Below are 13,462 nucleotides of genomic sequence, written 5' to 3' on the forward strand. Positions count from 1 at the left end.
CGGCAGCCCTCCGTTCTGTCTTTTATCACACCGTTGTGGAATGCAGTTCTTGATAATCCTCCGTTACGATGCGATTATGCTCGTCCATAATGACGACATGCGGACGATACGTGCGGGCTACCGACTCCTCCATCATCGCGTAAGAAATAATAATGACGCGGTCGCCCGGCTGCACCAGTCTGGCAGCGGCGCCGTTCAAGCAAACCATACCCGAGCCTCTTGGACCGGTAATGACATACGTCTCCAGCCTGGCTCCGTTATTTATATTGACAACTTGCACTTTCTCGTTCTCCAGGATGTTCGATGCATCCAAAATATCCTGAGCGATGGTTATGCTTCCTACGTAATTCAAATTGGCCTCTGTCACGACAGCCCGGTGAATTTTGGACTTATGCATCTCTCTAAACATGAATACACTCTCCTCATGGAGTGGTTTGGAAAAATTAAAACGTGCTAATTTTTATAACGAACATGATTGTCCAACTCTTCTTTTACGGAAATTCAGAGCACAAACAAACTTACATGGTTTCTCTGTCTCAACGAAAAGAACAAGCCGGAGCAATCAAGCCGTTATCAAAAAGAAAATCTGCGGCATACGGGTGCCGATGTGGCTGTCATACGGAGTACGCAAGTTCATGCTTATGTGTGGGAAAACTGAATGGGGAATTTCGTGCGATAGCGAGGAGTCATGTTGACTGGCAAGCGATACTTTTGTGTGGGATCTTGTTGATTGGGTAAGCTCATGCTTTGGACGAGGTCATTCTAATAAGGCAGGTTACGCTATTGTGCGGGTTCTAGTTGATTGAAAATTCTGACACTAGAAACGAAAAACGTGGCTTGTACATCGCAGCAGCTCATCATACAGACGGTTCAGTGCTGCGAAGGGGAAAATCATGTATAACCAGGTGTAGTGGTAATGAATTAAAGCATTGCAGCGAAATGAACACTTTCTTCATGAACATGAAATCGCTTGCAACCTATCTTTATAGTAGTGCTAAACCTTTACTTACGATAGGGTAATAATCTTACAATAGAGGGGGAAATTCTTTTATTTTTTAACTTATTTTGGTTTAAACTACCAAATATTAAGAGCTTTACGCAAAAAAACGTTTCCGCTCTTGCTTGAAAGCAGCAGCTTGACAAACAAAAACAGATTAAAAATCGAAACTTTGTAATGTAGGGATTGGCGGCAATAGCGGAGCGCCTTTTTGCGGTCGCAGCGGTTCAAATAGCTGAGCGTATAGTATTTGCTTGCGATGCCGATGTCAATGTAAGAGAGCTGTTTCGCTTTCTTGCTGACGGAATCGGACTGAGCGACCAAATCCCGGATATGCTCGCGTACCTTGATAGATTTGAAGCTAAGTCCCTCGATTTTTTTATATATTTCCTCGTTGAGATGAAGCGTATCGGGATCAAGCTGCCAGCGGTCGCAGAAGAAATAGAGGCTGTCGGGAGACTCCCGGTAGACGGAATGCGGTTTGGTTTGCAGCGCAATTCTGTATTTGTCGAAAAAGCGGAGCAGATAGGTCGTATCTTCCCCCAGATAAAAATGTTCGTTGATCAAGCCGACTTCGTCCAGCAGCTCCCGGCGGAATACCATCGTGTTCAGTTGAAAAAAATTGCGCGTATGCGACAAAAACGCCTCGAACAATCCTTTTTCGAATACAATCGTTTCTCCGTCATTCCATGTTTCGAACTTTGTTCGCATCGAATGCAGCCAATACCGCTCAACCTCATTGTCGAAGTTGTAGGAAGTAATATCCCCGTGCCGTTCCACCCATAGCGCAAAGCTGATATCCGCTTTCGTCAGCGCAAGCGTCCTCATGCTGTCGGTCAAATGCCCTGGATACCATTCGTCATCGGAATCAAGAAACGCCAAATATTCGCCTTGCGCCGCCAGCATCCCCGTGTTTCGTGCGCCGCCCGGTCCTTTTTCCCGTTCATTGCACACATAGCGGATTCGCACATCTTTGCGCGTCCACTCGCGGATCGTCTCTTCCGTATGATCCGTGCTTCGGTCATCAACGACGATCAGCTCCCAGTTGGCGTAAGACTGGCGCAAGATGGACTCGATCGCGCCGGAAATGATCTGCGCCCGATTATACGTTGGCATCACAATGCTTATCAACTGCTCCATTCGCTTCACTCCAATCGTTTCAAAATAGATGCCTTAAATCATCGTGAGTGTAAATGCGTAAGCAGGAAGCCGTCAAGTCCAAAAAGCATGCGGCGGTTTAAGCACGCCCTGCTTATGAGTCAAAAACGTGCCTGATTCCAATCTGGATATGCCAGCTTGCTCTCAACCTTCCGAAACGCAAAAGGCCCTCCGCTTCATTTAGGCAGAGCGCCACAGTTCGCATTGGCAGATGTCTCCATAATTTCATAGGGAATCGTCTTCCTTATATGCGCTCATTGATTTTGATCAACAATTTCTTTAAGACTTGCTTCTCCTCGTCGGTAAGGACTTGAACGATTTCTTCCTCCACCTTTTGGAATGAGTCTTGAAAGTCTTCGATCAATTCAATCGCTTTTGGCAATACATATATATTTTTTTGCCGTTCATTATTGGCCGGGATTTTGCGCTCGATGAACCCTTTTTGCTCTAGACCTTGAAGCATGCTTGTAATGCTGGCCCCACGTAGATGAAACCGATCTGCAAGGTCCTTTTGAATAAGTTGATTATTTTGGTTCTCGTAAATATAGTCGATTACTTTTCCTTGTTGAGCGCTTAACCCCAGCTCTTTTATACTCTCGTCCGCTCTTTTCTTTAACTTAAGACCGATAATCTGAAACAAATCCAGATAAGGCGTATCCTTTCGGGATTGCATGATCGTCCCCCCTGTGATTGATAGAAGTCTAATTGTAAGCAAATAAACTATACAGTGATCCTATAGGCTTGTCAAACAAATATTAATTAATTGACAGTTAGAAATCTAACAGTTATACTCCGAATTGTTGAATAACAAACGCTTGGGAGGCATTCAAATGGAGAAGATAATTCAAAATGCTGCGTTAGAACAAGTTACGGCGATTACAAATGTACGTATCTTTGATGGAGTTCAAATTATTGCGCCCAGACATGTTGTCATTAAAGGGGAATCCATTATTTCAGTGGGCGGAGACCTTCCGACCGATGCAACGATTATCGATGGAGAAAATGCGACTCTACTGCCTGGTCTGATTGATGCACATGTCCACACCTCAATCGGCGGATTACGAGATGCCTTAAAATTCGGCGTTACAACCGAACTCGAAATGAACGGCGATTTTACTAAAAGAGGGCGCGAGATTCAGTTGAAAAATGTGAATGACGTCGCAGACGTCCGTTCTGCCGGCACAGCGATCACCGCTCCGGGCGGACACCCAGATGAATTACTGCCGGATGGAGATGAAATACCGGAATTCGTCTTAAAAGAACTAGAGAAGTTATCGGAGGAAGACCGGGAAGCGATGTTGGCCGCATACGCTCACGATCATGAAGAAATACCGCAAGTGACGACGGTGGAAGAAGCGATTAAACATGTGCATACCCAAGTGGAGAATGGAGCCGACTATATTAAGATCATGATTGAAGAAGGAACGGTCATGGGTGCACCTGGCCTGCCTGTACTAAGCGACGAGATTCTAAAAACAGCCGTGACAGAAGCCCACAAGTTCGATAAGCTGGTCATCGCCCACGTCTTGACGGCTCGTTCATCGCAAGAAGCCATCGATTTTGGAGTCGACGGTTTGGGTCACTTGTTTATCGACAGACCCGAGTACACGTCCGAGTTAGTAAAATCCATAGCGGACTCAGGCGCTTTTGTTACACCGTGCTTGGTGTTGAATTCATCGATTATTGGAAATCCGGCATCGGAATTGGCAAATGATCCGCGTGTTCATTCCAAATTAAGTCCGGATTGGATCGATATTTTGAACTCAAGCTTCAATACGTTCCCGCAAGGCAATTTGGAGAACAGCTTTAAGAATGTCATGGACCTTCACCGTGCCGGAGTTGATATTCTGGTAGGGACGGATGTCGCGCCGGTTCCCGTTCCGAACCTTGGCGGCCTTGCTCATGGGGCCAGTGTCCACCACGAAATGCAGCTGCTGGTAAAGGCCGGGTTCACTCCGATCGAAGCTCTTCAGTCGGCTACTAGCAAACCGGCCCGCTGCTTCGGTCTTCACGATCGCGGCCGTATTACCGAAGGTGCGCGCGCTGATCTTATTCTCGTAAACGGTGATCCGACCACTACTATTTCGGATACTTTGTCGATCAAATCCGTGTGGTTCAATGGTTCGCAGCAACTAGGATAATCAGATTCGCTCTCTCTGTACCATGAAAACTAAAACTCCGTGCCAAAGCACGGAGTCAGCCTGTAGACAAAGTTCCATTCGGAGCAGGGTCTACAGGCTTTTTTGTGGAAGTAGTGAGGAGGGGTGAAAAAACATGCTGAGCAAAAACAATTCCGAGGGCCGTTTCCAGGTCTCCGTTCATTCACTGGATGAACTCGTCCCCAAAAATCATCTGGTTCGTCAAATCGAAAAGGCCATCGACTTCTCTTTCATTTACGAACTCGTCCAAGATACATACAGCTCGCAGACGGGACGTCCTAGCGTAGATCCCGTTGTTCTCATCAAAATTGTGCTTATCCAGTAACTGTTTGGTATTCGCTCCATGCGCCAGACGATCAAAGAAATCGTAACAAATATCGCCTACCGCTGGTTTATCGGCTACGACTTTACCCAGCCCATTCCTCATTTCACGACCTTCGGTAAGAATTATGTGCGTCGGTTTCGGGACACGGACATCTTCGAATCGATCTTTGCGCGAATCTTGGAGGAAGCCATGCAGCACGGTTTCGTGGAACCGGACATTCTGTTCATCGACGCGACCCATGTCAAAGCGAGTGCAAACAAGAACAAAATCACCAAGACGCTCGTGCACGACCTCAGTCCCTATTTGGCTTAAGATGGAAAATGATGCACTAATGCGGTCAGTACGGCCGTCAAATTTGCTTCCGCCTCCCCGTTGTAAATGTCCCGTCTGCTGCATTAACCGTATGAGCTGGGTTAAATTTTATAGACACCGGTATAAAAAGAGATGTATATTTATAACTAACATCCCATAATATCCTAATTATTCTGCTATTGGGAGGTGTTCGGCAAACCGACGACATTCAAATTGAAAGCGAATTCACAACGGTAAAGACCATCCGCCGGGTACAAAGAAAGTGCTTGTCGAGTTCACTCTATGAAAAAAGGAGCTTGAGATGGTATGAAAAGAAAAATCGCGTCTATCGCTTTCGTGCTTGTCCTGCTGTTCAGTTTTGCTTCCGTTGGTTTGGCGGCCTCTAGCGGACCGGGTACAGGCAACAATACTTGGGCGCCGGTCCAAGCCCATGGCAACATTTATATCGAAGGCAACTTCATAAACGACGGACAGATCAGCCTCGGGGTTAATTTTAAGCTGTACCGGGTTACCCCGACCGAAGATGTGCTGGTAGGGAGTAATTGGACGAATACCATTGTGGCCGGTCAATCTGCACGTCTCAAGATTCCTTTGGCTTCGAATCAACCCGACGGACAGTATAGACTTGTCTTAGACTCGCCGGGTGATTTCACTGTCATTGCCTATCTGGGCTACAATTAAACGTTAAAACCTCCACAGCCACTTTGTTCCTTACGGTGGCGATGGAGGTTTTTATCTTCAGTTGATTATCGAATATGGAGTCTTTCCTTAATAAAAATTACTTGATAAATATGATATAGAGCCCTCTTCATAAGCTGACCCTTCTCACAAATCCTCCTTACCTTGTCTATAAAATCAATAAATACGTCTCCCTTCATTAATCTACTCGGAAACTGTTATTTCCTTAAAGGAGCTGCGTAAACGGCTAACGTCCCTGACTGGGGGCAGTCCAAACATCCGCGCATATTCCCGGCTAAAATGAGATGGGCTTTCGTATCCGACCTGAAACGCAGCTTCAGCCGCGCTAATCGATCCGGAGAAAATCAGACGACGCGCCTCTTGTAATCGGATATGTTTTTGAAACTGGATCGGACTCATCCCCGTGACTTCCTTAAAATAATCGTACAAAACCGAGGCGCTCATATGGGCCTCCGCTGCCAATTCGTCTACGCGTAAGGGCTGGGCAAAATCGCGATTGAGCCTCTCGACGACCCCTGCGATTCGCTGCGCATGGCTTCCGATGGCAGCAAATTGCTTCAAAGACGCATTGTTTTCTCTTTGAAGCACCCGGTAAATGATTTCCCGAATGACATAAGGTGCAAGCACCGGGATATCCTGCGGCGTTTCGACCAGTTTCACAAGCCGCAGCACCGCATCCAAGAGCGTATCGTTCATCCGGCTCACCTTCAACCCCCGACCGACCTCACTTCTTGCTCGTTTGGCCTCTCCAAATACCTGAATGACATCAAGAATCTGGTTCATATCGAATAGGATCTGGAGGCTTAAATACGGCGTTTCTCTCGAAGCTTCCATCACTTGTCCGGTAATCGGCAAATGTACCGAAGCGGTTAAATAGCTGCTTGGATCATACTGGTAAACCTCTTGCCCCAACATAACCATTTTGGAACCTTGCGCCACGATGCAAAGGGAGGGTTCATAGACAGAGTAAACCGGCTCGGATAACCGGGAAGCACGAATCAAGCGTAAACCGGGAACTTGCGTGTCATGGGCCCCGTCTTCCGGTGTGTTTTTCTCGATGATCTGCAACAGTTCTCTCCTTTGTTTCTCGAACCATTCATCCATTCTCTTCGTCCCCCTTCGCTTTTATCCACACTACTAATTAAACTTTATCTTTTCCTGGAGGATTAGGCAATCTTCTCGTATGATCCTGCTACCGCCTAGCTTTCCGCTGGCACGATAATGGACATGTAACAGACGCGTTACACTGTGCGAAGTTCGACACCGTGGTGATGGTGACTAGGTAGACATAATCCTAGATTCACTAATGGAAGGAGAAGATTTTGAATGAGTACTCAAAACGTAAAACCTCATCCCTATGTCGGAATGTGGGTGACAAAAGACGGTTACATACGGCATGAACTTCTGCCGAATGGCCGGTATGACGAAGCGCGCGGAAAACGGAAGAGCGCTTATCAAGGCCGATATACCGTCGTAGGCGATCATATCGAATATGTGGATGATACAGGCTTTAGAGCGGACGGCGATTTCCGCGATTCGGTGCTCTATCACGCCGGCATGGTTCTTTACCGTGAAAGATAGGAAGAATTACCATTTTGATCATGGTGTTAATTTATTAAGACCAACTGGAATGAATCCATACAAAAGGAGAAATGTACAATGTCCGAAATCAATGGAAAAGTAGTTGTGATTACAGGAGCAAGTAGCGGGATCGGCGAAGCAACGGCGAAGCTTCTCGCCAGCCGAGGGGCACATGTCGTCATTGGGGCCAGACGCGTGGAAAAGCTGGAAGCTCTGGCATCCCTAATTGAGGCCGAAGGAGGTTCCGCCTTATATCAACAACTGGACGTTACGAATATCGGTCAGATGCAGGCGATCATCCGCTTGGCGCAGAACCGGTTTGGCCGTGTCGATGTGGTAGTGAACAACGCCGGTGTGATGCCCCTCTCTCCTTTGGAAGCCTTGAAAATCGACGAATGGAACCGAATGATCGACGTCAATATCCGCGGGGTTCTGCATGGCATTGCTGCGGGTCTTCCCATCATGAAAGAGCAGCAATCCGGTCACATGATTAACGTGGCTTCCATAGGAGCCTACGCGGTCACACCGACGGCAGCGGTGTATTGTGCGACCAAATACGCCGTTCGCGCCATCACGGAAGGCTTACGGCAGGAGGTTGGTAGCAATATCCGGGTTACGCTCGTTTCTCCTGGTGTGACGGAGTCTGAGCTCGCTGAGAGCATTTCAGACGAGGAGGCCAAGGAAATGATGAAAACGTACCGGCGCGATGCTCTCCCGGCTTCCGCCATAGCCCGTGCCATCACTTATGCGATAGAGCAGCCCGCAGCCGTCGAAGTGAACGAGCTGGTCGTCCGGCCCACAGCCCAGTTTGCCTGACGTTATCACTGATCCCACTCCAGACGGGCATTCCATGCATACAATTGGCTGTTCGGAAGACAATGGATGGGAATCTTTTAGGACCTGGTTGTAGTGGCGGGGCTATGATGGTTGACTTAAATGTTGAAGGTCATATGTGGAGAGATCTTGTGGTAGGACTTAACTCACGTTCTCCAGTAGATGACGATACTGTGGAGCTCAGTCCTGTGTTGTCGGTTGTGAACTCAGACTGTATTGCAAATTACAGGTAGCTGCTCCCGGAGAATTAACGAAGCTTGCCTAAAAGTTTTAGCAGTCGGTATCGTGGACTCTACCTCGCTTTTCATCGAGTTTAGCTTTCGATTCTTCATGGTTTCGGATTTTCATAATTCCTATGTAATCGATAATTTTTCCAATAAAAAATAACTGCAGCAATTATTATGCTGCTCCTTAAGACAGCCTGCTGATTTCAGCAGGCTAATTTGTCGATTGCATGATCAAACACGGAATTCCGTGGGGTTATCAGCGTTGATGACTCGTATGTGATATAGCAAACGAGGGCTTTTCATCTCGGCGTTGGCTCTTCTATTCTGTTTAAGAATGGGGATTATTCTGACTGGTATTCATTGCTTTCCAGGAAATCCATGCTTTCTCGCACTCCACGCGACCATCAACGCAACGATGAGCAGGATCAGCAGCGCTCCCGGAAACGACTGAACGCCAAAAAGTTCCAGCAAGGAACCGCCTACAATTCCTCCGCATGCGATGGCCAGATTCCATACGGTCGTATTAATCGGCATCGCGATATCTACCCCTTCTTCACCGCTTGCATTGGCTTGCGCGGATTGCAGCAGGGTGGCTGCGCCGCCAAAGGTGAATCCCCATAACGCCACAGCTGAGTAGACAACCGTCACAGAGGTGCCGCCGATCCATAGGGCAATGGCTACCAGTGTAAAACCACTCAGGCTGATCAATACAAGCATACGCAGTATTCGGTCGATCAAGATACCGACAATCCAAATGGACACAAGAGCGGCTAAACCAAAGACCAGCAAAACCAAATCAACATGCCCGGCAAGTCCGGAACGCTCGAGGAACGGCGCAATGTATGTGTATAAAATATTGTGCGCCAACATCCAGGTGAGCACCACGATGAGAATCGGACGCATGCCGGGCATTACGAAAACCTGCTTTACGTTCATTCTTTGGTTTGTAGGTTGCCCGGGGTAATCAGGCACTCCCCACAGAACCCAGCCGATTAAAACAAGAGCGAGAAAAGACATAAGTACGAATACAGCGCGCCAGCCGATCAGGTCACCGAGCAAGGTGCCGATAGGTACGCCGAAGGTCAGAGCAATCGGCGTTCCTACCATTGCGACGGCTAAAGCGCGTCCTTTCAAGGCATCTGGAACCATGCGCCGCGCGTAACCGGCGATCATTCCCCATGCCGCGCCAGCGGCAACACCGGCGAAAAATCGAGCAATGAGCGTCAACGCATAGCTGGTCGACAAGGCGGTAATCGTGTTGAACACCAAAAAGCCCGCAATAATGGCAAGCAGCAGCGGACGACGCCGAACTCCGCCGGTTAGCATGGCGAACGGAATTGCCGCCACAAGCGAGCCTATCGCATACAAGGTGACAAGCTGCCCTGCCATCGCGGTTGTAATATGCAGACCATCTCCGATTAACGGCAGCAGCCCGGCTGGAATGGTTTCGGTGAGAATGCATATAAATCCAGTCATCGCCAGCGCCAGCAATGCCATCCAAGGAAGACGGGCAGGCATGCCTGCCGCTTGAGCCGTGCCTGTAGATAATGAATGTCGTGACAAATGAACTTCCTCCTTTACATGAATATGATTTATGGATCGATCACTCCATATATGTTAACCATCCGAACTTTAGTTGTCAATAACTTGTGGATCAATTAGTATAGAATTAATGAAGGAGGTCATCTTATGCCACGAACGGGACGTCCACGCGCATTTAATCGTGATGAGGCGGTTGCTGCGGCCATGCTTTTATTTTGGGAATACGGTTTTGAATCGACTTCGCTTACACAGCTCCGCGAAGCAATGGGAGGTATATCGGCGGCGAGTTTTTATGCGGCGTTCGAATCCAAGGAGGCGCTGTTTTACGAGGCGATGAAGCTATATAAATCCACATATGGTCAGGTTTCAGATAGTTTCCGGGATAAAAGTTTGACTCCGAAAGCAGCAATCGAACAAGTGCTGCGACGATCGGCACGAATGCAGACAGACCGTTCTCATCCTTTAGGCTGCCTACTGGTTTTGTCGGCCGTAAACTGTTCCCCTGAACTAAATCATATACGAGAGATGGTTGCCAAGGAGCGGCAGAAGGTGCGAGGCTGGTTGAAAGATTGTTTGTTGCGGGCGGTAGAAAATGAAGAATTGCCCCCTACTGCGGATATTTCGGTGCTGGTTGCCTTATTTGATACATTCCTTCAAGGTATATCAACACAAGCCCGGGATGGTGTTCCGTATGAACGCATTGACGCGGCCATCACCCAACTGATGCGAATCTGGGATGTATTATCGACTAAACCAGACAATTCAGGAGATACATTGATTTCTTGAATCCTACGGAGAAGTTCCAATTAGATGAGTTATGTAATGCGGCCCATCGCTAAGCAAAACAAAAAAACCGACCTTTGGTTGAGCAGCTTTACACTGTGCTCACACACTTACACGTGAAAAAAGGACAGCCCTGTTATGCCGGGACTGTCCTTCGTCATGCGTTGCTGATCTAGCTCCGCTGCAGCACAATGCCTTTCACGATCACTTCAATTCACGAAGGAACCATTTCTTCTGAACGAGGATGTCGATGAGTCCGAAAGGTGCGCGGTCGTCGAAGCAGAATACCTCGTGGTTTTGGTGCGTCATTGTGGCGGCGGCCTCGCTGCGGGGGAAAAGCGCCTCTTCGTAGGCGCTCAGTGCCGCTTTGACGTCGTCGGGGTACGCGGCGATCGCCTTCCCCAACTCGGCGCCGTCGAACATGGCCAAGTTCGCACCCTCGCCGGCGAATGGCGACATCAGGTGTGCGGCATCACCGAGGAGCGTCACTCCGGGTACGCGGTCCCATCGGTGTTCGATTGGGAGTGCGTGGATCACGCGCAGGACCGGTGCGGTATCGCCGTCGGTGATCAGCGCCGTGAGCTCCGGCGCCCACCCGTCGAACTCGGCCGCGATTCGGGCCGTCGTGGCGGTGGCGTCCGTGAAGTTGATGCCGGCGATTCACTCGGCGGTGCAGTTTAATTGGACGTACGTGTGAAGGATGTTCCCCGGCTCGAGGTGCACGAGGATCCCCTTCCCCGGGACGAGCGCATATAACGAGCCGCCGCCGACCGTTTTGGCGGCGGCTGGGTGCCGCTCATCGACGCCGTACAGGTAGGTCTCGATGTATGACGTGCCAACATATTCAGGCTTCACGCCGGAAACCAACGGGCGGATCTTCGACCAAGCGCCGTCCACACCCACGAGGAGTTCTGTACGGACACAGTGGAGCCGTCCGCAAAATTCAGTTCATGTCGGCCGTCGCCGAGGGCGGCGGCTCCGACGAGCTCTTTCCCCCACTGAATCGTTTCGGGCGGCAACGAGTCGAGGAGAAGGCGGCGCAGGTCGCCGCGAAGCACCTCGGGACGTCCTCTGTTACCATCATCGGGTTTGTCGAGGAGCACCTTCCCGTGCGTATCAAGTACCCGCGCCGCTTGGCCGCCTTTGTGGATCAGGCCGAGGAACTCGTCGAACAGCCCTGCTGCCTGGAGCGCATGTTGTCCATTGTACTCGTGGATGTCGAGCTGCCCGCCCTGCGCGCGGGCCTCTGCCGAGGGCTCCGCCTCGTAGATCGTTGCGGGGATGCCGTGGACGTGGAGAACGCGTGCGAGAGTCAGGCCTCCCAAGCCACCACCAACGATCGTAACGGGTGTCGTCGTTTTTCGGGATCCGGTTTTTTTGTCACGTTACTTCTCTTCTTTCTAATTTTGAACGGTTTATTTGCTGCTTAAGGCTACCTGTCCCTTACGGCTTTTTAACAAAGAAGAACCTACTAAGCCGATGATCACAAATACAAAAACTCCAATGAAAGCATAATTTACTCCATGAACCTGGGACTGGGCAACTTCGTTAAATCGTCCGGATTCAACAGCGTGACTCGATACTTCCGTATAGATGGTAATCAATAATGCAGTCCCGATCGATCCGCCAACCTGTCGGAACGTATTAATCATTGCCGTTCCATGATTGATTAAATGATCCGGCAGCGCATTTAACCCTTCCGTAGTCATTGGCATCATGATCATAGAAATACCCACGATCATGAGCGCGTAGAACAATACGATCATCCAAAGTGCCGTTTGTGCATGCATGAAAATAAATGGAATTACGGAGACGGCAATCAGAATATAACCGATTACACCCAAGTATTTACCACCGATCCGATCGTAAATTTTACCGGCAATCATGGAAACAATGCCGTTTACAACCGCACCGGGCAACAGAATGAGTCCGGATTCAAGAGCCGTCATCCCCCTAATGTTTTGAATATAAATGGGCAGCATCGTTTGTGGACCCATTAAGCAAATAAATGAGATGACCACGGCTATTGTCGATAAAACAAAGGCATACGACTTAAATACCCTAAACTCAAGCATGGGTTTTTCCGACCTTAATCCCTTTAATATCAGTAAAGTTAACCCTGTTGCTCCAACAATGCAACACACCGCTGCGCTTAGAGCGCTACCGGAGCCGGCAATGCTAATCCCATACAATAAAGCGCCAAAACCAACCGTGGATAAAAATACAGAAGGAATATCTATCTTCTGCCGCTTGTTTACCTCTGTGACATTCTTCATGTAGACAAGGGTAAGAATTAACACAATGACGGCAACAGGAAGCACCATGAAAAAGATATATCTCCACGAGAAATGGTTCATAATCAAACCTGAAAGCGTCGGACCGATCGCCGGTGCAAAAGCAATGACTAATCCAACCAACCCCATCGCCGTCCCCCGCTTCTCTCTGGGGAAAATGATGAAAAATACAGTTTGCATAAGCAGCATAGTTATGCTTGCTCCGCAGGCTTGGATGATGCGTGCGATCAAAAGTAAAGTGAAGTTTGGCGATACAGCCGCAAGCGTTGTTCCTATAATAAATAAAGACATAGCCACGATCATTAATTGACGAGTCGTATATTTGCTTATAAAGAATGCCGTCACCGGAAGAAGAATACCATTAGCCATCAGGTAAGCCGTGGTTAGCCATTGCCCTGTACCTGCACTAATTCCAAAATCGATCATGATCTCGGGCAAAGCTGTAAACAAGACCGTTTGATTTAAGATGGTTACAAATGTCCCTATTAAAAAAATACATGCAAGTAAGGTTCTATTAAAGTTAAGACTGCTTTTTTCACTCATCACCATGT

The 13,462-nt window shown here is 48.6% G+C and carries 13 protein-coding genes and 1 pseudogene; 6 read left to right on the top strand and 8 right to left on the bottom strand.

Annotated features, from left to right (window positions below; all coding sequences use genetic code 11):
• Nucleotides 1-25: 25 nt before the first annotated feature.
• The 3 genes from panD to HMPREF1207_RS27185 form a co-directional block, all read right to left on the bottom strand.
• Complete coding sequence (gene panD / locus HMPREF1207_RS27175; RefSeq protein ID WP_009674847.1) at nt 26-409, bottom strand: aspartate 1-decarboxylase; 384 nt, start codon at nt 407-409, stop codon at nt 26-28.
• A 666-nt stretch (nt 410-1,075) separates the two neighbouring features.
• On the bottom strand, nt 1,076-2,137 hold the full coding sequence (locus HMPREF1207_RS27180) for a glycosyltransferase family 2 protein (RefSeq protein ID WP_009674844.1): 1,062 nt from the start codon (nt 2,135-2,137) through the stop codon (nt 1,076-1,078).
• A gap of 262 nt (nt 2,138-2,399) precedes the next feature.
• Entirely contained in the window at nt 2,400-2,828 is a 429-nt protein-coding gene (locus tag HMPREF1207_RS27185; protein ID WP_016424195.1) for a MarR family winged helix-turn-helix transcriptional regulator, read from the bottom strand.
• 157 nt (nt 2,829-2,985) lie between these two features.
• On the opposite strand from HMPREF1207_RS27185, the gene HMPREF1207_RS27190 reads away from it, so the two are divergent.
• The 3 genes and pseudogenes from HMPREF1207_RS27190 (at nt 2,986) to HMPREF1207_RS27205 (ending at nt 5,632) form a co-directional block, all read left to right on the top strand.
• Complete coding sequence (locus tag HMPREF1207_RS27190; RefSeq protein ID WP_009674839.1) at nt 2,986-4,296, top strand: amidohydrolase family protein; 1,311 nt, start codon at nt 2,986-2,988, stop codon at nt 4,294-4,296.
• A 133-nt stretch (nt 4,297-4,429) separates the two neighbouring features.
• Nucleotides 4,430-4,924, top strand: a pseudogene (locus HMPREF1207_RS28975) (transposase); the annotation flags it as partial.
• Between the two features lie 333 nt (nt 4,925-5,257).
• The gene (locus tag HMPREF1207_RS27205; protein ID WP_009674852.1) at nt 5,258-5,632 is read left to right on the top strand and encodes a hypothetical protein; all 375 of its coding nucleotides are present in this window, start codon (nt 5,258-5,260) and stop codon (nt 5,630-5,632) included.
• A 201-nt stretch (nt 5,633-5,833) separates the two neighbouring features.
• On the opposite strand, the gene HMPREF1207_RS27210 is transcribed toward HMPREF1207_RS27205, so the two are convergent.
• The gene (locus HMPREF1207_RS27210; protein WP_009674835.1) at nt 5,834-6,754 is read right to left on the bottom strand and encodes an AraC family transcriptional regulator; all 921 of its coding nucleotides are present in this window, start codon (nt 6,752-6,754) and stop codon (nt 5,834-5,836) included.
• Nucleotides 6,755-6,976: 222 nt separating this feature from the next.
• On the opposite strand from HMPREF1207_RS27210, the gene HMPREF1207_RS27215 reads away from it, so the two are divergent.
• Nucleotides 6,977-7,231 carry an Atu4866 domain-containing protein gene (locus tag HMPREF1207_RS27215; RefSeq protein ID WP_009674819.1) on the top strand — a complete coding sequence of 85 codons (255 nt, stop codon included), beginning with the start codon at nt 6,977-6,979 and terminating at the stop codon, nt 7,229-7,231.
• Nucleotides 7,232-7,309: 78 nt separating this feature from the next.
• The gene (locus HMPREF1207_RS27220) at nt 7,310-8,047 is read left to right on the top strand and encodes an SDR family oxidoreductase (protein ID WP_009674843.1); all 738 of its coding nucleotides are present in this window, start codon (nt 7,310-7,312) and stop codon (nt 8,045-8,047) included.
• Nucleotides 8,048-8,649: 602 nt separating this feature from the next.
• On the opposite strand, the gene HMPREF1207_RS27225 is transcribed toward HMPREF1207_RS27220, so the two are convergent.
• Nucleotides 8,650-9,855, bottom strand: coding sequence for an MFS transporter (locus HMPREF1207_RS27225; RefSeq protein ID WP_009674837.1), 1,206 nt, complete (start codon nt 9,853-9,855; stop codon nt 8,650-8,652).
• Nucleotides 9,856-9,981: 126 nt separating this feature from the next.
• Between HMPREF1207_RS27225 and HMPREF1207_RS27230 the strand changes: the two genes are divergently transcribed.
• Nucleotides 9,982-10,620 (top strand): TetR/AcrR family transcriptional regulator, encoded by a 639-nt coding sequence (locus HMPREF1207_RS27230; RefSeq protein WP_009674822.1) that lies wholly within the window; start codon nt 9,982-9,984, stop codon nt 10,618-10,620.
• 201 nt (nt 10,621-10,821) lie between these two features.
• Here HMPREF1207_RS27230 and HMPREF1207_RS30450 read toward each other — a convergent pair whose 3' ends face one another.
• From HMPREF1207_RS30450 to HMPREF1207_RS27250, 3 genes are all read right to left on the bottom strand, one after another.
• Nucleotides 10,822-11,076: an FAD-dependent oxidoreductase gene (locus tag HMPREF1207_RS30450; protein ID WP_231392188.1), complete on the bottom strand. Its 255-nt coding sequence runs from the start codon at nt 11,074-11,076 to the stop codon at nt 10,822-10,824.
• 392 nt (nt 11,077-11,468) lie between these two features.
• Nucleotides 11,469-11,942 (bottom strand): FAD-dependent oxidoreductase, encoded by a 474-nt coding sequence (locus HMPREF1207_RS30455; protein WP_009674818.1) that lies wholly within the window; start codon nt 11,940-11,942, stop codon nt 11,469-11,471.
• Between the two features lie 90 nt (nt 11,943-12,032).
• Complete coding sequence (locus HMPREF1207_RS27250; RefSeq protein WP_016424198.1) at nt 12,033-13,454, bottom strand: MDR family MFS transporter; 1,422 nt, start codon at nt 13,452-13,454, stop codon at nt 12,033-12,035.
• Nucleotides 13,455-13,462: the final 8 nt, after the last annotated feature.

The organism is Paenibacillus sp. HGH0039 (assembly GCF_000411255.1).
Lineage (GTDB): Bacteria > Bacillota > Bacilli > Paenibacillales > NBRC-103111 > Paenibacillus_F.

Coding starts and splice junctions, on each gene's coding strand:
- HMPREF1207_RS27250 (WP_016424198.1), bottom strand. CDS start 13,454: ATGAGTGAAAAAAGCAGTCTTAACTTTAATAGAACCTTACTTGCATGT.
- panD (WP_009674847.1), bottom strand. CDS start 409: ATGTTTAGAGAGATGCATAAGTCCAAAATTCACCGGGCTGTCGTGACA.
- HMPREF1207_RS27180 (WP_009674844.1), bottom strand. CDS start 2,137: ATGGAGCAGTTGATAAGCATTGTGATGCCAACGTATAATCGGGCGCAG.
- HMPREF1207_RS27190 (WP_009674839.1), top strand. CDS start 2,986: ATGGAGAAGATAATTCAAAATGCTGCGTTAGAACAAGTTACGGCGATT.
- HMPREF1207_RS30450 (WP_231392188.1), bottom strand. CDS start 11,076: ATGTCGCCATTCGCCGGCGAGGGTGCGAACTTGGCCATGTTCGACGGC.
- HMPREF1207_RS27185 (WP_016424195.1), bottom strand. CDS start 2,828: ATGCAATCCCGAAAGGATACGCCTTATCTGGATTTGTTTCAGATTATC.
- HMPREF1207_RS27210 (WP_009674835.1), bottom strand. CDS start 6,754: ATGGATGAATGGTTCGAGAAACAAAGGAGAGAACTGTTGCAGATCATC.
- HMPREF1207_RS27230 (WP_009674822.1), top strand. CDS start 9,982: ATGCCACGAACGGGACGTCCACGCGCATTTAATCGTGATGAGGCGGTT.
- HMPREF1207_RS27205 (WP_009674852.1), top strand. CDS start 5,258: ATGAAAAGAAAAATCGCGTCTATCGCTTTCGTGCTTGTCCTGCTGTTC.
- HMPREF1207_RS27215 (WP_009674819.1), top strand. CDS start 6,977: ATGAGTACTCAAAACGTAAAACCTCATCCCTATGTCGGAATGTGGGTG.
- HMPREF1207_RS27220 (WP_009674843.1), top strand. CDS start 7,310: ATGTCCGAAATCAATGGAAAAGTAGTTGTGATTACAGGAGCAAGTAGC.